The sequence below is a fragment of the Actinomadura sp. NPDC049382 genome (assembly GCF_040677125.1).
GTDB lineage: Bacteria > Actinomycetota > Actinomycetes > Streptosporangiales > Streptosporangiaceae > Spirillospora > Spirillospora geliboluensis.
Genome location: NZ_JBFARO010000151.1, coordinates 1 through 19162, shown reverse-complemented (window position 1 = coordinate 19162; position 19162 = coordinate 1). Strand labels below are relative to the sequence as shown.

General features: G+C 72.7%; 14 protein-coding genes. 9 read left to right on the top strand and 5 right to left on the bottom strand.

Annotation, left to right across the window (positions count from 1 at the left end; genetic code table 11):
* Nucleotides 1–435 precede the first annotated feature (435 nt).
* The 3 genes from AB0K34_RS41295 to AB0K34_RS41285 form a co-directional block, all read right to left on the bottom strand.
* Nucleotides 436–1020, bottom strand: coding sequence for a G5 domain-containing protein (locus tag AB0K34_RS41295; protein ID WP_364554144.1), 585 nt, complete (start codon nucleotides 1018–1020; stop codon nucleotides 436–438).
* 75 nt (nucleotides 1021–1095) lie between these two features.
* On the bottom strand, nucleotides 1096–1971 hold the full coding sequence (locus AB0K34_RS41290; RefSeq protein ID WP_364554146.1) for an SDR family oxidoreductase: 876 nt from the start codon (nucleotides 1969–1971) through the stop codon (nucleotides 1096–1098).
* Between the two features lie 153 nt (nucleotides 1972–2124).
* A complete protein-coding gene (locus tag AB0K34_RS41285) occupies nucleotides 2125–3249 on the bottom strand; it encodes a S1 family peptidase (protein ID WP_364554142.1) in 1125 nt (374 codons plus the stop codon).
* 204 nt (nucleotides 3250–3453) lie between these two features.
* On the opposite strand from AB0K34_RS41285, the gene AB0K34_RS41280 reads away from it, so the two are divergent.
* The 7 genes from AB0K34_RS41280 to AB0K34_RS41250 all read left to right on the top strand — a co-directional run bounded on the left by AB0K34_RS41280 (nucleotide 3454) and on the right by AB0K34_RS41250 (nucleotide 14818).
* Nucleotides 3454–5622, top strand: a complete 2169-nt coding sequence (locus tag AB0K34_RS41280) for a discoidin domain-containing protein (RefSeq protein WP_205719136.1) — start codon at nucleotides 3454–3456, stop codon at nucleotides 5620–5622.
* A 111-nt stretch (nucleotides 5623–5733) separates the two neighbouring features.
* A complete protein-coding gene (locus AB0K34_RS41275; protein WP_240807310.1) occupies nucleotides 5734–7026 on the top strand; it encodes a beta-1,3-glucanase family protein in 1293 nt (430 codons plus the stop codon).
* Nucleotides 7027–7085: 59 nt separating this feature from the next.
* On the top strand, nucleotides 7086–10097 hold the full coding sequence (locus tag AB0K34_RS41270) for a discoidin domain-containing protein (protein ID WP_240807312.1): 3012 nt from the start codon (nucleotides 7086–7088) through the stop codon (nucleotides 10095–10097).
* Nucleotides 10098–10222: 125 nt separating this feature from the next.
* Nucleotides 10223–11881: a hypothetical protein gene (locus AB0K34_RS41265; protein ID WP_138635363.1), complete on the top strand. Its 1659-nt coding sequence runs from the start codon at nucleotides 10223–10225 to the stop codon at nucleotides 11879–11881.
* Nucleotides 11882–12169: 288 nt separating this feature from the next.
* A complete protein-coding gene (locus tag AB0K34_RS41260) occupies nucleotides 12170–13063 on the top strand; it encodes an SIS domain-containing protein (RefSeq protein ID WP_301177844.1) in 894 nt (297 codons plus the stop codon).
* Nucleotides 13060–13983, top strand: a complete 924-nt coding sequence (locus tag AB0K34_RS41255; protein WP_138635364.1) for a hexose kinase — start codon at nucleotides 13060–13062, stop codon at nucleotides 13981–13983. Before AB0K34_RS41260 ends, AB0K34_RS41255 begins: the two co-directional genes overlap by 4 nt.
* Nucleotides 13961–14818 (top strand): class II fructose-bisphosphate aldolase, encoded by an 858-nt coding sequence (locus AB0K34_RS41250; RefSeq protein ID WP_138635365.1) that lies wholly within the window; start codon nucleotides 13961–13963, stop codon nucleotides 14816–14818. Before AB0K34_RS41255 ends, AB0K34_RS41250 begins: the two co-directional genes overlap by 23 nt.
* On the opposite strand, the gene AB0K34_RS41245 is transcribed toward AB0K34_RS41250, so the two are convergent.
* Entirely contained in the window at nucleotides 14808–15404 is a 597-nt protein-coding gene (locus AB0K34_RS41245; RefSeq protein ID WP_138635366.1) for a dihydrofolate reductase family protein, read from the bottom strand. The two genes, AB0K34_RS41250 and AB0K34_RS41245, sit on opposite strands and share 11 nt — an antisense overlap.
* Nucleotides 15405–15593: 189 nt before the next feature.
* Here AB0K34_RS41245 and AB0K34_RS41240 point away from each other — a divergent pair, with 189 nt between their 5' ends.
* Together AB0K34_RS41240 and AB0K34_RS41235 are read left to right on the top strand one after the other, a co-directional pair.
* Nucleotides 15594–17312 carry a sulfatase gene (locus AB0K34_RS41240; RefSeq protein ID WP_171068890.1) on the top strand — a complete coding sequence of 573 codons (1719 nt, stop codon included), beginning with the start codon at nucleotides 15594–15596 and terminating at the stop codon, nucleotides 17310–17312.
* On the top strand, nucleotides 17261–18898 hold the full coding sequence (locus AB0K34_RS41235; RefSeq protein WP_205719138.1) for a phospholipid carrier-dependent glycosyltransferase: 1638 nt from the start codon (nucleotides 17261–17263) through the stop codon (nucleotides 18896–18898). The genes AB0K34_RS41240 and AB0K34_RS41235 overlap by 52 nt, the downstream gene beginning before the upstream one ends.
* Before the next feature lie 18 nt (nucleotides 18899–18916).
* Here the strand turns inward: AB0K34_RS41235 and AB0K34_RS41230 are convergent.
* The coding region (locus AB0K34_RS41230; RefSeq protein ID WP_364554136.1) for a hypothetical protein at nucleotides 18917–19162 on the bottom strand (246 nt) is incomplete at its 5' end.

The following is a 19162-nucleotide window of genomic DNA, read 5'->3' as shown; positions in this document are numbered from 1 at the left end:
TTGGCGGGGGCCCCCGGCGCCCACACCCCCCCAGTATATCTATTTTTACCCGGGGGGGCCCCCCCCCCCCCCCCCGTGGGGGGGGCCCCCCCCCCCCACGCCCCCCTCCCGGCTCAGGTCCTTCTTTCCGTACCGGTTGGTGCGGGGGTCTGTTTTTTTGGGGCTCCGCCCCTCGCCCCCCGCCCAGTTCGGGTTCGAGTGGTGCTGACAGGTCCCTCCCAGCTCAGGTCTTCCTTTGGTGCCGCATGTGCGGGGTTCTGTTTTGGGGCTCCGCCCCTCGCCCCCTTCCGGCTTCGGTTCTTGTGGTGGTGGCGGGGTGTGCGCGGGTTCGTTGCTCGGTGGGCTGGTCGGTGTCGCTGCTTTGGCGACGTGTTGCCGTGGGCCCATGGCTCGGCGAACTGGGGGCGTTTCTGGGCGGGGTGCGGGTGGTGGGGGTCAGGTGTCGCAGGCGATGCCGTCACCGTCGCGGTCCAGGTCGTAGATGTCGGAGCCGACCACGCGGACCGGGCCCTGGACGTAGGCGGGGCCGTTGCCGCTGCCGCCTGCGCAGTCGACGTCGCTCGCGATCGGGACGCAGGCGCCGCTGTAGTTCGGGTCGCACGAGCGGGCTCGCTTGGTGCCCACGGCGATGATCCGGGTCACCGGAGGTCTGGTGATCTTCTCGCCGAGCAGTTTGCGGGACGTCTCCGTGCCGTCTTTGTACGTGACCTCGTAGGTCAGCGTCTTCACCCCGGCGACGCCCTTTCTGCGCACGCGGGTCTTGCCCGCGGCGAGGGTGGGGTCGTTCGTTTTCGTGGTCTTGAACGAGATCTTGCGGGTGGTGGTGATCTTGCGCTTCACCATCGCCGGAGTAGTGGGCGTGGTGGTGGGCGCTGTCGTGGCGGGGGTGGTCGCCGGTGCCGTGCTCGCGGACGACGGTGATCCGGACGCCGCCGCTTCGACGGGGGCGGCGGCGTTCGAGTCGCAGGCACCCAGCAGCAGAAGGCCGCCGGTCGCCAGGCCGGCGATAATGCGTTTCATGAATTCCCCCTTTGTTGGAGGAAATCGTGGTGCGTGGCGTCTTGCCGGTCAATGTGGGAATTGGGCCGTTTGCGGTCAGGCTCCGGCCAGCAGGTCGCGGTGGCGCTCCATCAGGTCGGCGATCGGGCGGGGCGGGCGGCCCGTGAGGCGCTCGACGGTGTCGGTGAGGGGCTCGCCGTAGCCGGCGCGGAGCGCGGTGCCGAAGGAGACGATCATGCCGCGGACGTCGTCGGGGACGCCGGCCTCGCGCAGAACGGCGTCGAAGCTCTCGTCGTCCACGCTCTGGTAGGCGACGGGACGGCCGGAGACCTCGGCCGCCAGGGCGGTCAGGTCGGCGAAGCTGAGCAGTTCGGGACCGGTGACGTCGTAGGTCTGGCCCTCGTGGCCACTGGAGGTCAGCACCTCGGCGGCTACGGCGGCGCAGTCGTCGCGGTGGACGAAGGCGCCGCGGGCGTGGTCGGTGTTGTCCACCAGGACGCCGCGGGCGATCGCGGGCGGGAGGATCTGAGTGACGGGAGTCTCCGCATAGAGGCCGTTGCGCAGATAGGTGACGTCGAGGCCGGACTCGTCGAGGAGTTCGTGTGTCCGCAGGTGGTCGGGGACGACCGTGGACGGGCAGTCGGGATCGACCATGATGTACGACGTGTAGACGATATGCCGGATACCTGCACTCTTGGCCGCATTTATGGCGTTCTTGTGCTGGGTGACGCGATGGCCCAGTTCATGGAGGCTGACGAGGAGGAGCCGGTCGCCGCCCTCGAACGCGGCGGGCAGCGACTCCGGGCGGTCGTAGTCGCCGTACCGGACGGTCACGCCGCGATCCGTGAACTCGGCGAGCGCGGCCGGATCGCGGGTCACCATGACGACGTCACCTGGCGGTACCTTTTCCAGAGCGTATTTCGCGGTCGCGCGGGCGAGTTGCCCCGATGCACTGGCGATGACGATCCTCATCATGTTCCTCGATCGGCCGGGCGGCGCGGTGGACTGAACTATGGCAGTCGGCTCCGCACCGGCGCCAGGAGTGGGGACATGAGCAGGTGGTCTCGGTGTCGTGGTGGCGCCGCGCCCCCTGCCGAGGTTTTGGCGGGGGCGCGTGGGCGTGGGTCAGGTGACGTCGGCGCCGAAGACCTCGAGGGCCTCGGTCACCGGTTGGAAGAACGTGACGCCTCCGCTCTGGCAGTCGCCGGAGCCGCCGGAGGTGAGGCCGAGGGCGGTGTCGCCGGCGAAGAGGGGGCCGCCGCTGTCGCCGGGCTCGGCGCAGACGCTGGTCTGGATCATGCCGGTGACGGTGCCCTCCGCGAAGTTCACCGTGGCGCCGGTGGCGAGGACGCGGCCGGTGCGGACGCCGGTGGTGCTGCCGCTGCGGACGACGCGCTGGCCGACGACCGCCTCGCCCGCCTGCGTGATGTCCACCGCCTGCCCGTTGTAGAGGTTGACCGCGCCCTCGCCTGCGGCGCCCTCCTCCGCGCGGACGAGCGCGAAGTCGTTGCCGGGGAAGCTGCTCTGCACGGTGGTGCCGAGGGGCTGCCCGCCCTGCTGGTCGGAGGTCCAGGTCTGCACGGCGTTGCCGCAGTGCCCCGCGGTCAGGAAGAACGGCTGCCCGCCCCGTTCGACGTTGAAGCCGAGCGAGCAGCGGGCACCCTGGCCGAAGATCGGGTCGCCGCCTAGGGCGAGGGTGTGCAGGCGGCCGGGGAAGCGGACCATCCGGACCGCCGTGCCCATCCGCTCGGCGGTGCGCTGGACGGCCGCCATCCGGGCGCCGGTGACCGACGCGTCGGTCCAGACGGTGACCTTCGAGGTGGCGGGATCGACGGCCCAGCCGGTGCCGGGGATGTCGGCGAACGAGCGGCGCAGGTCGGCGGTGACCTCGCGCAGCCGCGCGGGGCTGCGGCGCGTCATCTCGGGGACGGCGCCCGCCGCGCGGACGGTGGCGGCGTCGGTCTCGTTGGTGACCGTCACGACGGGCCGCCCCGCGGAGTCGATGTAGGCGCCGGCTGTGCGGTCGCCGAGCCGGTCCGCGAGCCGGGCGGCCGTGGCCGCGGCCCGGTCGGTGCCCTGGGCGGTCGTGCGGCGGCCGGCCTGGGCGTCGCCGGCGAGGCTCGCCGCGCGGTCGCCGGAGTCCGACTGGGCGTGCACCACGTACAGCGCGCCGGCCAGGAGCCCGGCGGATCCGGCGGCCGCGGCGGCCGTCGTCACCGCCGTGCGCAGCCGGCTGTTCCTCACGCTCATGAACCCTCCCGGTTCCGGGGCCTCGATCTACGCGTGGGGATACGCGCCCCGGTGGGAGGGAGTTCAATCCGTCCGGGCGCCGCTCCGGCGCGGTAGGCCGCGGCCCGCCCTTGACGGGTACATATTCCACGCTTTAAATCATGCTGTGAATTAACCCGGATCTGAGGGGCCCCGCTCACCACCCCACCCTCGAAGGAGATGCGCATGCATCCCGTCCCACCGCGCGCGCCGGCCAGGAGATCCTGGTCCGCGGGCGTCTTCGCCCTGCTGCTCGCCGTCGCCCTCGCCGTCCCCGCCGGACGCGCCACCGCGGCGGCGTGCGGGTCGGCGGACGCGGCGCTGAACCGCCCGGCCACCGCCTCGTCCACCGAGAACGCCTCCTTCCCCGCCTCCGCCGCCGTCGACGGCAACCCGGCCACACGCTGGTCCAGCGCCTTCAGTGACCCTCAATGGCTCCAAGTCGATCTCGGTGCCAGCCAGGACGTCTGCCAGGTTGTTCTGAACTGGGAGGCGGCCTATGCGACTGCCTTCCAGATCCAGGTCTCTGGGGATGGCAACGCCTGGACGACCGTGTATGCCGCTGCTAACGCCACCGGCGGGAACCAGATTCTCAACGTCACGGGCACTGGTCGCTACATCCGGATGTACGGCACCGCCCGCGCCACTCAGTGGGGCTACTCGCTGTTCGGCATGGCCGTGCACACCGGCTCCGGCGGCACGCTGCCCGGCGGCGGTGACCTCGGGCCCAACGTGATCGTGTTCGACCCGTCGATGAGCGCGTCCGACATCCAGGGCAGGCTCGACGCGGTCTTCCGCGAGCAGGAGGGCAACCAGTTCGGGACGGCCCGGTACGCGCTGCTGTTCAAACCCGGCAGCTACAACGTCAACGCGAACATCGGCTTCTACACCTCGATCGCCGGCCTCGGCCGCAACCCCGACGACGTCACCATCAACGGCGGCGTCACCGTGGACGCCGGCTGGTTCGGCGGCAACGCGACGCAGAACTTCTGGCGGTCCGCCGAGAACCTGTCGATCACCCCGACGGGCGGAGCGGACCGGTGGGCGGTGTCGCAGGCTGCGCCGTTCCGCCGCATCCACGTGCGCGGCGACCTCGACCTCGCGCCCACCGGCTACGGCTGGGCGAGCGGCGGCTACATCGCCGACTCGCGGATCGACGGGCAGGTGCAGCCGTACTCGCAGCAGCAGTGGCTGACGAGGGACAGCCGCATCGGCGGCAACCTCAACGGCGTGTGGAACATGGTGTTCTCCGGTGTGGAGGGCGCGCCCGCGCAGGGCTTCCCGAACCCGCCCTACACGACCCTGGACACCAGCCCGGTGACGCGGGAGAAGCCGTACCTGTACGTCGATTCCGCCGGCGCCTACCAGGTGTTCGTCCCGGCGCTGCGGCGCAACTCGCGCGGGACGACCTGGTCCGGCGGCGCCACTCCCGGGACGTCGATCCCGCTGTCGCGGTTCTACGTCGCCAAGCCGGGCGACTCCGCGACGACCATCAACACGGCGCTGGACCAGGGCCTGAACCTGCTGTTCACGCCCGGCATCTACCACCTCGGCCAGACGATCGACGTGAAGCGGCCCGACACGGTGGTGCTGGGCATCGGGTACCCGACGCTGATCCCCGACAACGGCGTCACGGCGATGACGGTCGGTGATGTGGACGGTGTCAAGCTCGCCGGGCTGCTGTTCGACGCCGGTCCGGTCAACTCGCCGGTGCTGCTGCGGCTCGGCCCGGACGGCTCGTCCGCCGACCACGCGGGAGATCCGGCGTCGGTGCAGGACGTGTTCTTCCGGATCGGCGGCGCCGGGGCCGGCAAGGCGTCGAAGAGCCTGGTCGTCAACAGCGACGACGCGCTCCTCGACCACATCTGGGCGTGGCGCGCCGACCACGGCTCCGGCGTCGGCTGGACGGTCAACACCGCCGACAACGGCGTCATCGTCAACGGCGACGACGTCACCGCGTACGGGCTGTTCGTCGAGCACTACCAGAAGTACCAGCTGGTGTGGAACGGCGAGCGCGGCCGGACGGTCTTCTTCCAGAACGAGATGCCGTACGACCCGCCGAGCCAGTCGGCGTGGCGGAGCGACTCGCCCGACGGCTACGCCGCCTACAAGGTCGCCGACTCGGTGACCGCCCACGAGGGCTGGGGCCTCGGGAGCTACTGCTACTTCAACGTCAACCCGTCGATCGTGGCGGCGCGCGGGTTCGAGGTGCCGAACCGGTCCGGCGTGCGGTTCCACGACCTGCTGACCGTGTCGCTGGGCGGCAACGGCGTCATCCGGCACGTCATCAACGACACCGGGCCGGAGGCGTCCGGCACGGCCACCGTCCCGGCCAACGTCGTCAGCTTCCCCTGACGACCGGTCTTCCTCCCTTCGGGCCCGCGCCTCGGGCGGGCCCGAAGGGGGTCCCTCACATCTCCTGACCACTCCCTCGAAGTGGAGATGCCAGTGAAGCTCCCCTCGGCAATGACCGCCCTCGCCCTGATCGTCCCGGGCTGCCTGGCGCTGACCGCTCCCGCCACCGCGGCGGCGTGCGGGTCGGCGGACGCGGCGCTGAACCGCCCGGCCACCGCCTCGTCCACCGAGAACGCCTCCTTCCCCGCCTCCGCCGCCGTCGACGGCAACACTGGAACCCGCTGGTCCAGCGCCTTCAGCGACCCTCAGTGGCTCCAAGTCGATCTGGGAGCCAGCAAGGACGTCTGCCAGGTCGTTTTGAACTGGGAGGCGGCGTATGCGACCGCCTTTCAGATCCAGGTCTCTGGGGATGGCAACGCCTGGACGACCGTATACACCGCCGCCAATGCCGCTGGCGGGAACCAGATCCTCAATGTCACGGGCACTGGTCGCTACATTCGTATGTACGGGACCGGTCGCGCCACTCAGTGGGGCTATTCGCTCTGGACGTTCGGCGTCCATACGGCGGATTCGACGCCGCCGGCGGACGATTTCTGGGGTGACACCTCGACCATTCCACCGGCGCGGAACGTCCTCACGGTCAAGGTCCTCAACCGTACGAACGGGAAATACCCCGACAGCCAGGTGTACTGGAGCTTCAACGGGCAGACCCACTCGATCGCCGAGCAGCCCTACCTGGACATGCCGGTCAACTCGGCCGGGCGGATGTACTTCTACCTCGGGTCGCCCACCAGTCGCTACCAGGACTTCATCGAGTTCACGGTCGGCTCCGACGTGTTCAACGGCAACACCACCCGCGTCGACGGATTCGGGCTGAAGCTCGCCATGCGGCTGCACGCCCATGACGGGTACGACGTGTCGGTGGGCGAGGACCAGGCCACCTTCGCCGAGGACCGCGCGGCCACCTTCCAGCGGTTCGTCGACGAGGTCCCGGCCGAGTTCGACTCGCTCGCCGCGGTCGAGGCGCCGTACCGGATCCCGTCGCCCGGGAACGCGGCCGTGTTCCGGCCCGGCGGTGCCCACGCCGACTACTTCACCGGGTACGCCGCGTCCGTCGGCGTCTCCGCCACCACCGCCGAGGTCACCGGCTGCGCGGGGCCGCTGCGGGAGGACGCCGCCACATGCTCGGCGATCAACCGGCATGTGGCGCAGCTGCCGCGGTCGCAGTGGTCCGACCCGTCGCTGTTCTACAAGGCGACACCCGCGAACTACTACGCGAAGTTCTGGCACGACCACGCGATCGGCGGTCTCGCGTACGGCTTCCCGTACGACGACTACGCGGGCCGCTCGTCCTTCGTCTCGCACGGCGACCCGCAGTACCTGCTCGTCGCCGTCGGCTGGTAGGCCGGGAGGGTTCGATGACGCTGACTCAACGGATCGCTAGCGCCTTCTCGGCGTTAGCGGTGCTTGCCGCGCTCCTGGCCGTTCCGCCCGGCACCGCCCATGCGGCCACACTGCTCTCGCTGAACAAGTCTGCGACGGCCTCGTCCACCGAGGGCGCCGCCTACCCCGCCTCCGCCGCCGTGGACGGCGACACCGGAACCCGCTGGTCGAGCGCCTTCAGCGACCCGCAGTGGGTGCGGATCGACCTGGGTGAGAGTAAGAGCATCAGCCAGGTTGTTTTGAGTTGGGAGGCGGCTTATGCGACTGCCTTTCAGGTTCAGGTGTCCGGTGATGGAAGTGACTGGACGACCGTGTATGCCACCGCCAATGCCACTGGCGGGAACCAGACCCTCAATGTCACGGGCACTGGTCGCTACATCCGTATGTACGGCACTGCCCGCGCCACCGGCTACGGGTACTCCCTCTGGGAGTTCTCGGTGTACGGCGACGGCGGGTCGGAGCCGCCGCCGCCCGGGACGACGCCGATCTCGGCGTTCAAGCAGGTGGCGGCGTCATCATGGGAGGGCGGCAACGCCCCGGCGGCGGCGCTGGACGGGCGCGTCACGACCCGCTGGTCGAGCAGGTTCAGCGACGACCAGTGGCTGCGGGTCGACCTGGGCGGAACGGCCGCCATCACCGGTGTGACGCTCGACTGGGAGGCGGCCTACGCGACCGGCTACCGCCTCGACGTCTCCGACGACGGGACGTCCTGGACGACCGTCTACTCCACGACCACCGGCAAGGGCGGAATCGAGAGGCTCGCCGTCACCGGCAGGGGCCGCTACATCCGGTTCACAGGGACGGCCCGCGCCACCGGCTACGGCTACTCGCTGTGGGAGTTCCAGGTCTTCGGCAGCGTCGACTCCTCGTCCACCGCTCCCCCGCTGCTGTCGCCGCCCACCAGGGCACCGGCCACGACCGGCCAGTTCGCGCTGGCGGCGCCCGCCGACCGCGCGATGGTGACGAGCACCCGCCGCCCGGCGCTGTCGTGGGCGGCGGTGTCCGGCACCGCGCGCTACGAGGTGTGGCTCAACGTCAGCCGCACCGACTACGACTTCACCGCGTCCGGCCCGCTGCTGGACCTCTACACGAAGGTCGCCGAGACGACCGGGACGGGCTACACCCCGTCCTGGGACATCGGCGACCGGTGGACGTACCGGTGGTTCGTCGTCGCGGTGAGCGGTTCCGGTGCCCGGACCACGTCGGACGTCCGCACGTTCAGCGTCTACCTCCCCGAGATCGAGACCGTCGACGACGGCGTGGCCGTCGTGAACGGCGCGCGCGACCTCAACAAGAACGGCTCGATCGAGCCGTACGAGGACTGGCGGCGTCCTGTGGAGGAGCGCGTCGCCGACCTCCTCGGGCGGATGACCGCCGAGGAGAAGGCGTACCAGATGTTCTACAACGCGCAGGCGTACCCGCGGTCGGGCTGGCATTTCGGCCCGGCGCAGCCGGACGACCTGGACGCGGTGCTGCGCGGCGCGGCCGGAACGCGCCTCGGGATCCCGCCGGTGTCGGCGGGCGACACCATCGCCGGGTACGAGACCACCTATCCGCTGCAGAGCGCCCTGGCCGCCGCGAAGGACTACCCGCTCGACCACCGGCTCGGCGACATGCAGCGCCGCGAGCAGCTGGAGGTCGGGACGCGCGGCGTGCTCGGGCCGCTCGCCGAGGTCGGCACCAAGGTGCTGTACCCGCGCATCCAGGAGGGCAACGGCGAGAACGCCGAGGTCGCTGCGGCGCAGGTGCGCGCGCTGGTCGCCGGGCTGCAGGGCGGGCCGGAGCTGAACCCCGGCTCCGTCCTCGCGACCGTCAAGCACTGGCCGGGCGAGGGCGCCGGCGGCGAGGCCGGCATCACCTACGACGCCGTGACGATCAAGTACCACATGATCCCGTGGCGGGCCGCGCTCGACGCGGGGGCCGTCAACATCATGCCCGGGTACGCGGGCAGCAAGTACCTCGACCCGGGCGGGCCCGGCGCCGGGAACAGCGCCCCGATCCTGCGGTACCTGCGCGACCGGCTCGGCTACACGGGCCTGATCACCACGGACTGGCTGCCGTCGTCGGCGTGGATCAGCGCGGCCAACGCCGGGTCGGACGTGATGGGCGGCGCCGACCCGGGCGCGGCCGGGTTCTCGCTGGCCGACTTCACCGCGCAGGTGCCCATCGGCCGGATCGACGACGCGGTCCGGCGCGTGCTGCGGCTGAAGTTCACGCTCGGGATCTTCGACCGCCCGTACGGCGACCCGGTGAACGGTCCCTACCGGTTCCACCAGCCGTCCTACACCGCCCTCGCGAACCAGGCGGCGCGGGAGTCGATCACCCTGCTGAAGAACGGCGGCGTCCTGCCGATCAGGCTGCGGGAGGGCGACGACATCGTGGTGGCCGGGCCGCGCGCCGCCGACGGCACCGCGTGCTGCATCTGGACGAGCTACTTCCACCCGGACCACGGCTCGCTCACCCTGCTGGACGCGATCAGGGCGCGGGCGGCGAAGGCGGGCGTGACCGTCCACCAGGACAGCGCCCCCGCACCCGATCTCGCGATCGTCGCGGTCGGCGAACCCTCCTACACGCACCGGACGGCCTGGGTGAACGAGCAGCCCTACCTTCCGCCCGACCAGCTCGCGCTCATCAGGCAGTTCCACGACCAAGGGGTCCCGGTGGTCGTGGTGATGGACCTGCCGCGGCCGACGGTGATCAGCGAATGGAACGGCCTCGCCGACGCCATCGTGATGACCTACCGGGGCGGCGAGGAGGTGGGGCCGGCGACGGCGGGCCTGCTCTTCGGCGACTACGCGCCGCGCGGGCGGCTGCCGTGGCAGCTCCCTCGCGGCGTGGACCAGATCCTCAAACCCGGCGGCATCGACCGGCCCGAGGACGCGGTCGAGGACTGGAACATCCCCTATGACCTCGGCGCGACCGCCGGGCAGCGCGCCGACATCCGCGCGCACATCGACGCGGGCCAGCCGCCGCCCACCGGCTACGGCGACCCGCTCTACCCGTACGGCGCCGGAATACAGGGCTGGCCCTGACCGCGGGGCACCCGGCTCGGCCGTCCCGGTGAGACCGCTACGCTCCCTTTGGAGGAGATCAGGAAACTGTGCGACGCATTGGGGAAGGCGCACGAGGGCCCGCCGCTGCGCCGGACCGGTCCGTCGTGAAACGGGCGGTCGCCGCCCTGATGAGCCTCATGGTGGCGTTCACCGTCACCAGCGCGTGCTCCGGGGACGATGAGGTGACCGGCGGCGTCCGGGTGCGGGCAGGTGACGACTGGACGCTGCCGGGCTGGGTCCGGCCTTCCCCGAACTCCGGGTTCTTCTCCGAGGAGGCCGCGCCGGGCGCCCATGTCGACACGCGCGGCCTGGACGTGACCTGGCGGCAGCTCCAGCCGGACGGCCCCGGGCAGGTGTCGTCCGGCACGACCGGCAGCGCGCAGGAGATGGACCTCGCCCCGCTCGGCGAGCAGCTCGCCGACCGCCGGCCGTTCTGGATGCGCGTCTTCGCCAGCGGGACGGACTGGGCGCCCGCGTGGGTCGCCGCCGAGTGCCGGGTGGAGCCGATCGGCCCCGACTACGACGGCCAGTACCACCTGCCGATCTGGGACGAGTGCGTCTGGGGGCGGCTCCTCGGCCTCTACCGGAAGCTGTTCGCCGACAAGGGCCTGCGCGCGGACCCCCGGCTGAAGTTCGTCTACGTGCCGGGCGCGTTCACCTGGGCGGAGTACGACTACGACGTCGTCGCCCAGGCCGTCGAGAAGGGGCTGACGTTCGAGAAGTACCAGTCGTGGTACCGGCACGCCTGGCGGGACCTGGCCGGGATCTTCGGCCCGTACAGCGGCAAGCTCGTGTTCACCGGCGAGGACTATCCGTGGGGGCCGTGGGGCTCGAAGACGGACCTGTTCGCCAAGCAGGCCGTGGACGCGGGCCTGAGCATCCGCACCGGCATCACGGAGGAGTTCAACGTCCACCTGAACGAGGCGCCCTCGTACGGGAGCCGCATCCAGCCCGACGGCCACATGACGGTGGACGAGAGCCTGCCCGTCCACGACGGGAAGCACATCGTCGCGACCGAGAACGAGTGCTACAACGACTGCGGATACAAGACCGGTGACCCGTACTACGCGGTGCGGCAGTCGAACCTCAAGGCGCTCCAACTGCGGATGAACTGGGTCTACGTGGTGCCGGGGCCGTCCTACATGAGGCAGTACCGCGACCACTGGGAGTGGGTGCGGCTGAGCATCGGCAAGACCGCGTCCACGTCACCGGACGCGTGGGCGGCGCTGCGCGACGCCGAGGACACCTACTGGCGCGACAACACCGGCCCCTTCACCGGTGAACGTGCGTGGGCCACGCGGCCCTGGGTGCGCAACCTGGAGCGCTGGCTCGTGCAGCGCGACGTCCGGCCGGACGGCAAGGCCCGCCGCTCCACGGCGGACGTCCACAAGAACGTCCTGTCCAAGGAGAACGGCACCGCCTACGAGGGGCTGAGCACCGACCGGGCGCACGGGCAGACGTCCCTGTACTTCGACCTGGACGACCGGTTCCTGCACGGCCGCGACGAGCCGGTGCAGATCAAGGTGACGTACCGGGACGCGGGCAAGGGCGCCTGGTGGATCGAGCATGAGGGCGGCCGTACGGCGCAGGTGCGGCGCACCGGCGACGGGGCGTGGAAGACCGCGACGTTCCGGATCCCCCGGGCCGCGTTCGCCGGTCAGCTGGCCGGCGGCACCGACTTCCGGATCACCACCGGCGACGGCGACGACCTTGACGTCCGGTTCGTCCGGGTGGTGCGGCAGAACCAGCCGAGCAACGGCTGACGAGTAGGTCCGGCCCCTGCGCGCGCCGAGTGCCCGTGGGCTCTCAAGGCTGCGCGCAAGCCGCCCGATCCCGTCGCCTTCGCGCAGCGCCTTCCAGCACGGTTCGCGCACACAAGGCACGGTTTCCTATCTCAGATGATGGATTCTGCTTCTTTCTCTTCACTTATGAGCAGAAGTAAGCATAGAGTCTCAAACCGCACAGCACCCTCGGGGAGGACCGGCGGTCCGGGCGGGCCGCGCGGCTGCTCCCCCGTGCTCGGAACAGCTCGACTCACGTCAGGAGATTCCATGGCCGGCACCCGCATCATGTCCGAGATCGCCGCGCAGCCCGAGTGCTGGCGGCGGGCCGCCGGGCTGGCGGCGGGGGCCGGGGACGCGCTGCCGGCCCGCGGGGAGCGGGTCGCGGTCGTCGGATGCGGCACCTCGCTGTACATGGCGCAGGCGTACGCGGCGCTGCGGGAGAGTGCCGGGCACGGCGAGACCGACGCGTTCGCCGCCTCGGAGATGCCGGCCGGCCGCCGCTACGACCGGGTGCTCGCGCTGACCCGGTCCGGAACCACGACGGAGGTTCTGGAGCTCCTCGACCGGCTCGCCGGCACCGTGCCCACCACCGCGATCACCGCCGACCCGGACACCCCGGTGTCGGCGAGCGCCGGCCGGGTGATCGCGCTGGAGTTCGCCGACGAGGAGTCGGTCGTCCAGACCCGGTTCGCGACCACCCAGCTCGCGCTGCTGCGCGCCCACCTGGGCGAGGACCTGGACGCCGCCATCGGCGACGCGGAGGCGGCCGTGGCCGACCCGCTGCCGCCCGAACTGCTCGCCGCCGGGCAGATCACCTTCCTCGGCCGCGGCTGGACGGTCGGGATCGCGCAGGAGGCCGCGCTGAAGATGCGCGAGGCGGCGGGCTTCTGGACCGAGGCGTACCCGGCGATGGAGTACCGGCACGGCCCGATCAGCATCACCGGCCCCGGCCGCGCCGTGTGGATGTTCGGCGAACTGCCGGACGGCCTCGCCGGCCAGGTCGCCGCGACCGGCGGGACGCTGCGCGCGTCCGCCGCCGACCCCCTGGCCGACCTGGTCCGGGCGCAGCGGCTCGCGGTGGCGCTGGCGGAGGCGGCGGGCCTGGACCCCGAGCGCCCCCGGCACCTGACCCGCTCGGTGATCCTGGACGCCGACGGATGATCGTCACGGTCACGCTGAACGCGGCGCTCGACGACACCTACGAGGTGCCGGACGCGCGCTCCGGGGAGGTCAACCGGGTCGCGGCGGTGCACCGCCGCCCCGGCGGCAAGGGCGTCAACGTCGCCCGGGTGCTGCACGGCCTCGGCCACGACGTGGTCGCGACCGGGCTGGCCGGCGGCGCGGCGGGCCGGCAGATCGAGGAGGGGCTCGCCGCGTTCGGCGTCCCCGCCGCGTTCAGCCCGGTCGCCGCGGAGTCGCGCCGGACGGTCACGGTCGTCGGCCCCGAGGTGACGATGTACTGCGAGCCGGGCCCCGCCGTGACCGCCCCGGAATGGGACGCGTTCCTCGGCCGCTACGACGCCCTCGCCGCGGACGCCGCCGTGGTCGTCCTGTCGGGGAGCCTGCCGCCGGGCGTCCCGGCGGACGCCTACGCCGACCTGGCCCGGCGCGCCCCCGGCCCGGTCGTCCTGGACGCCGACGGCGAGGCGCTGCGGCTCGGCGTCACGGGACGGCCCGACGTGGTGAAGCCGAACGCCGAGGAGCTGGCCCGCGCGAGCGGCACCGGCGACACCGCCGCCGGGATCCGGGCGCTGCGCGCGGCGGGCGCCGGCGCGGTCGTCGCCTCCCTCGGCCCGGACGGCGTCCTCGCCCACACCCCCGACGGGGCCCTGCGCGCCGCGCTCGACCGCCCGGAGCCGGGCAACCCGACGGGCGCGGGCGACGCGCTCGTGGCCGCGCTGGCGGCGGGCCTCGCGGGCGGCCTGCCGTGGCCGGACCGGCTGCGCCGCGCAGTCGCCCTCGCCGCCTGCGCGGTCCGCTCCCCCGTCGCCGGCGAGCTCGACGCCGCCGCCCTCCCCGCGCTCCTCGCGCGCGTCACCCTCCGATCCGAGGAGAACCATGCCGCTCGTCCCCATGGCTGAGGCCGTCCCCTCGCGGGGGCGCGGCCTCGGCGCGTTCAACGTGATCCAGCTGGAGCACGCCGAGGCGATCGTCGCCGGCGCGGAGCGGGCGGGAGCGCCCGTGGTGCTCCAGGTCAGCGAGAACTGCGCCGCCTACCACGGCGCGCTCGCGCCGATCGCGCAGGCCGTGCTCGCGGTCGGGCGCGCCGCCGCCGTGCCGGTGGTGGCGCACCTGGACCACGCGACGTCGGCGGGCCTGGTCCGGGAGGCCGTCGAGCTGGGGTTCGGGTCGGTGATGTTCGACGCGTCCCGGCTGCCCCACGACGCGAACGTGACCGCCACCGCCGAGGTCGCGGCGCGCTGCCACGCCGCCGGGGTCTGGGTGGAGGCGGAGCTCGGCGAGATCGGCGGCAAGGACGGCGTCCACGCCCCGCACGCCCGCACCGACCCCGGCGAGGCCGCCGGCTACGTGGCCGCGACGGGCGTGGACGCCCTCGCCGTCGCGGTCGGCACCTCGCACGCGATGCTCACCCGCGACACCGTCCTGGACCTGCCGCTCATCGCCCGGCTGGCGGCGGCCGTGCCCGTCCCGCTGGTGCTGCACGGCTCGTCCGGCGTGCCCGACGGCGCGCTCACCGCCGCCGTCGAGCACGGCATGACGAAGATCAACATCGCGACGCACCTCAACAAGGTCTACACCGGCGCCGTCCGGGACCGGCTCGGCGCCGACCCGGCCCTGGTGGACCCGCGCCGCTACATCGCCGCGGGGCGGGACGCGGTCGCCGCCGAGGTGGCCCGGCTCCTCACGGTGATCCGGGCGGCCGAACCGCCGGAAGCCGGGGCCGCTACCGGTTGAACCGGTAGGTCACGTGGGTGACCAGGTCGGTGCGGGAGACCGCGACCGGTTCGAGGGGGAGGTCGCCGACGCCCTCGAACAGCCGCTCCCCCGCGCCGAGCACGACCGGCGCGATGTGCAGCCGCAGCTCGTCGATCAGCCCGGCCTTCAGGTACTGGTTCACGGTCTGCGCGCCGCCGGCGACGGCCACGTCCTCGTCCCCGGCGGCCTGCTGCGCCCGCTCCATGGCGGCCTCGATGCCGTCGGTGACGAAGTTGAACGTGGTGCCGCCCTTCATCGTCACGCTCTCGCGCGGGTGGTGCGTCAGGACGAACACGGGCGCGTGGTAGGGCGGCTCCTCGCCCCACCAGCCGGTCCAGTCCGAGTCGCCCCAGGTGCCGCGCACCGGGCCGAACATGTTGCGGCCCATGATGAACGCGCCCGCCGCGGTGATCTTCTCGATGACCTCGGCGTTCTCCTCGGGCTGCTCGAACATCCACCGGTGCAGCCGCTCGGCGCCCTCGCCGAGCGGCACCTCCAGCCGCTGGTCCGGGCCGGCGACGAAGCCGTCCACGGAGATGCCGATGTCGCAGGTGACCTTTCCCATGGCGTTGCCTCCCTGTCGGGGCGCCCCTCCGGCGCCGCTCACCAGTGGATCGGAGCCGCCCCCGTGTTCTCGACATCCCCCGTGCAAAAAACTCATCGGCACCGGCACGATCCCGGCCGGGAAGGTTGAACCGGCGGGCTCCGAGCGGACGTGCTGTTGGTGTCGCGTACGCGGCGGGGGACCGAGCCCTTGGAGGACGAGCTGACCACCGATAGCCGCGCGAAGCGGGTGACAGACGAGAACGCGCAGGACACCGTCCCGCAGGAGCAGGACACGGGGCCGCAGGAACAGGACGGCCGGGCCGGGCGGCGCCGCCGGATCGCGGCGCGGGCGTTGACCGTGGCGGCCTTCCTGCTGGTACTGGTCGCGCTGGTCACCCCGGCGGAGTACGCCCGGCTGACACCGGGCGCGTTCGTGCGCGTCCCGATCGAGGGCGTGCTCGGCGTCGTCCTGATCCTCGTGGTCCCGGCGCGGGCGAGGCGCTACGCGGCGGGGACGGCGGGGGCCGTCCTCGGCGTGGTGTTCGTGCTGAAGGTGCTCGACATCGGGTTCGACGCGGTCCTCGTCCGGCCGTTCGACCTGGTGCTGGACTGGCCGCTGCTGCGTCCGGCCGTGGAGTTCGTGGGCGAGTCGGCCGGGCCCGCGGGGGCGATCGCGGCGGTCATCGTCACGATCGTCCTGGCGGCCGGGGTGGTGGCGCTGATGTCGCTGTCGGCGCTGCGGCTCGGCGGCGTCGCCGTCCGGCACGACCGGGCGGCGGCGCGCGCGGCGGCGGTGCTGGGCGTGGTCTGGGTGGTGTGCGCCGTGCTCGGCGCGCAGCTCGTGGACGGCGTGCCGGTCGCGTCCCGGAGCGCGGCGGTGCTCGCCTACGACCACGCGCGGCAGGTGCGGGAGAGCCTGAACGACCGGGAGGAGTTCGCGAAGGCCGCCGCCGTCGACCGGTTCCGGAACACCCCCGACGACAAGCTGCTCACCGGGCTGCGCGGCAAGGACGTCGTGCTCGCGTTCGTGGAGAGCTACGGGCGCTCGGCGGTGGAGAGCCCGCAGTACGCGCCGCAGGTCGGCGCCGTCCTGGACCAGGGGTCGGAGCGGCTCCGCAAGGCCGGGTTCGGCGCCCGCAGCGGATGGCTCACCTCGTCCACGGCGGGCGGCGGGAGCTGGCTCGCCCACGCGACCCTGCTGTCCGGGCTGTGGGTCGACAACCAGCAGCGGTACCGGACGCTCGTGAACAGCGACCGGCTGACGCTGAACGGGGCGTTCCACCGGGCCGACGCCCGGACGGTCGCGCTGATGCCCGCGATCACCCGGGCGTGGCCGGAGGGGAAGTTCTTCGGCTACGACAAGGTCTACGACGACCGCAACCTCGGATACCGCGGCCCCCGGTTCAGCTTCGCGACCATGCCGGACCAGTACACGCTGTCGACCCTGCAGCGCACCGAGCTGGCGGCGAAGGACCGCGCGCCGGTGATGGCGGAGACGGCGCTGGTGTCGAGCCACGCGCCGTGGGCGTCGATCCCCCGGCTGGTCCCGTGGGACCAGGTCGGGGACGGTTCGGTCTTCACCGGGATGGGCAAGGGCTATGACGCGCCGTGGCCCGCCGGCGGCCGGATCCGGACCGAGTACCGCAAGTCGATCGAGTACACGCTGAACACGCTCGTGTCGTACCTGGAGACCTACGGCAACGACAGGACGGTGCTGGTGTTCCTCGGCGACCACCAGCCCGCGCCGCTGATCACGGGTGCGGGCGCGAGCCGGGACGTGCCGATCACGATCGTCGCGAAGGACAAGGCCGTACTGGACAGGATCTCGGGATGGAACTGGCAGGACGGGCTGCGCCCCGGCAAGGACACCCCGGTGTGGCCGATGAGCGCGTTCCGGGACCGCTTCCTCACCGCGTTCGGCGGCTGACCCTCCTCGCCGTCGTCGCGGCGCTGCTGGCGCAGATGGCGGTGGCGATGGCGGCCACGGCCGTCCGGCAGTCCCCGACCATCGACGAGCCCGTGTACGTCGGCACGGGCGTCGTCTACCTGCGCGAGCACGACCTGCGGTACAACGCGGAGCACCCGCCGCTCGGCAAGCTGCTCATCGGCGCCGGGGCGGTGCTCGGCGGCGCCCGCCTGGACCCGTCCTTCACCGGTACGCAGCAGGACGTCGGACGGCACCTCCTGTACGAGTCGGGCAACGACGCGCAGCGGGTGCTGCTGGCGGCGCGGCTGCCGGTCATCGCGCTGACCCTGCTGTTCGGGCTGGTCGTGTTCGCGTTCGCCCGCGACCTCGCGGGCCCGGCCGGTGGCGTGGCGGCGCTGGCCCTCTACGCGTTCTCCCCCGGCGTCATCGCGCACGGGTCGCTGGCGACGCTCGACGTCCCGGCGGCCGGCCTGCTGCTGACGTCGGTGTGGCTGGCGTGGCGGGCGCGGCGGCGGCCCCGGCTCTGCGCGCCGCTCGCGGGGGCGGCGCTCGGCGCGGCCGTCGCGACCAAGATGAGCGCGCTTCCCGCCGTGCCGGTGCTGCTGGTGCTGGTCGCGGTGCCGGTCTGGTGGTCGCGGCGGTCGCGGGGCGCCGGACGGCCCGTCCTCGCGGGTGTGCTGGCGGCGGGCGGCGTCGCGGCGCTCGCGGTCGCGGTGGTGTGGGCGAGCTACCTGGCCGTCGATCCGCGCCTGCGGTGGACGGCGCCCGGCGGCGTCCCCGCCATCGGCGGCCTGCGGGGGCTCGCCGTCGACCTGCTGCCGTTCCCGAGGCCGTTCCGGGACGGGATGCGCGTCCAGTTCGGCTTCGAGGACCTGACCTGGACGAGCTTCCTGTTCGGCGACACCTACCGGGGGTCGCGCTGGTACTACCTGCCCGGCGCGCTGCTGGTGAAGACGCCGCTCGGGGCGCTCGCCCTGTGGGCGGCGGGGGCGGCGTCGCTGGCGGCGCTGCCCCGGCTGCGGCCCGCCGCGCCGTACGTCCTCGCGCCCCCGGCCGTGCTGCTGGCGGTGGCGATGACCGGCGCCCGCGACCTCGGCGTCCGGTACGTGATCTTCCTGCCGATGTTCCTGGCGGTGGCGGCGGCCGGGGCGACGGCCGTCCGGCGGAGGTGGATCAGGGCGGCGACGGCGGCGCTCGTGCTGTTCGTCGCGGTCAGCTCGCTGCGCGCGTTCCCGTACTACCTGCCGTACTCCAACGAGGCGTTCGGCGGCCCGGCGGGGACGCACCGGTACCTGCACGACTCCAACGTCGACTGGGGCCAGGACCTCGGTCGGCTCGCCGACCGCCTCCGCGACCGCTACCCCGGCGAGGCGGTGTGGCTCGCCTACAAGGGCAGCGGCGTCCCGTCCTACTACGGAATCCGCGCGTCCGATCCGCTCACCGCGCCCCCGGACCGGGTGCGCGGCCTGCTGGTCGTCTCCGACAGCTGGATCGCCAAGGACGACCCGCGCCTCGTCCCGCTGATCGCCTCCAGCGAGCCGGTCGACGAGGTCGGCCACTCCATCACGATCTTCCGCCGGCCGTGACCCGGCGGCGGCCCCGGTCTACCTGCGGCGGGCGTGGGCGCGCGACCACAGCGCCGGCCAGCCGCCGTGGGCGAGCCAGGACGCGGGGACGCGCAGCCCGTGCTCGGCGACCTCGTCCCAGAACACCGAGGTGTCGGCGCCGAGTTCGCGGGCGGCCGGCAGGGCGCGGCGCCAGGGGCCGTCCTCGTCGCCGAGCGCGGTGGCGGGGTAGCCGGGGACGGTGACGCCGCGCGGCCGCGTCACCGGGGCGAGGGCCGCTCCGGG

Bases quoted from the DNA above. Each gene is read 5' to 3' on its own strand.
- AB0K34_RS41275 (WP_240807310.1), top strand. From the start codon at position 5,734: ATGACCGCCCTCGCCCTGATCGTCCCGGGCTGCCTGGCGCTGACCGCT.
- AB0K34_RS41280 (WP_205719136.1), top strand. From the start codon at position 3,454: ATGCATCCCGTCCCACCGCGCGCGCCGGCCAGGAGATCCTGGTCCGCG.
- AB0K34_RS41245 (WP_138635366.1), bottom strand. From the start codon at position 15,404: ATGGGAAAGGTCACCTGCGACATCGGCATCTCCGTGGACGGCTTCGTC.
- AB0K34_RS41250 (WP_138635365.1), top strand. From the start codon at position 13,961: ATGCCGCTCGTCCCCATGGCTGAGGCCGTCCCCTCGCGGGGGCGCGGC.
- AB0K34_RS41260 (WP_301177844.1), top strand. From the start codon at position 12,170: ATGGCCGGCACCCGCATCATGTCCGAGATCGCCGCGCAGCCCGAGTGC.
- AB0K34_RS41290 (WP_364554146.1), bottom strand. From the start codon at position 1,971: ATGAGGATCGTCATCGCCAGTGCATCGGGGCAACTCGCCCGCGCGACC.
- AB0K34_RS41285 (WP_364554142.1), bottom strand. From the start codon at position 3,249: ATGAGCGTGAGGAACAGCCGGCTGCGCACGGCGGTGACGACGGCCGCC.
- AB0K34_RS41255 (WP_138635364.1), top strand. From the start codon at position 13,060: ATGATCGTCACGGTCACGCTGAACGCGGCGCTCGACGACACCTACGAG.
- AB0K34_RS41295 (WP_364554144.1), bottom strand. From the start codon at position 1,020: ATGAAACGCATTATCGCCGGCCTGGCGACCGGCGGCCTTCTGCTGCTG.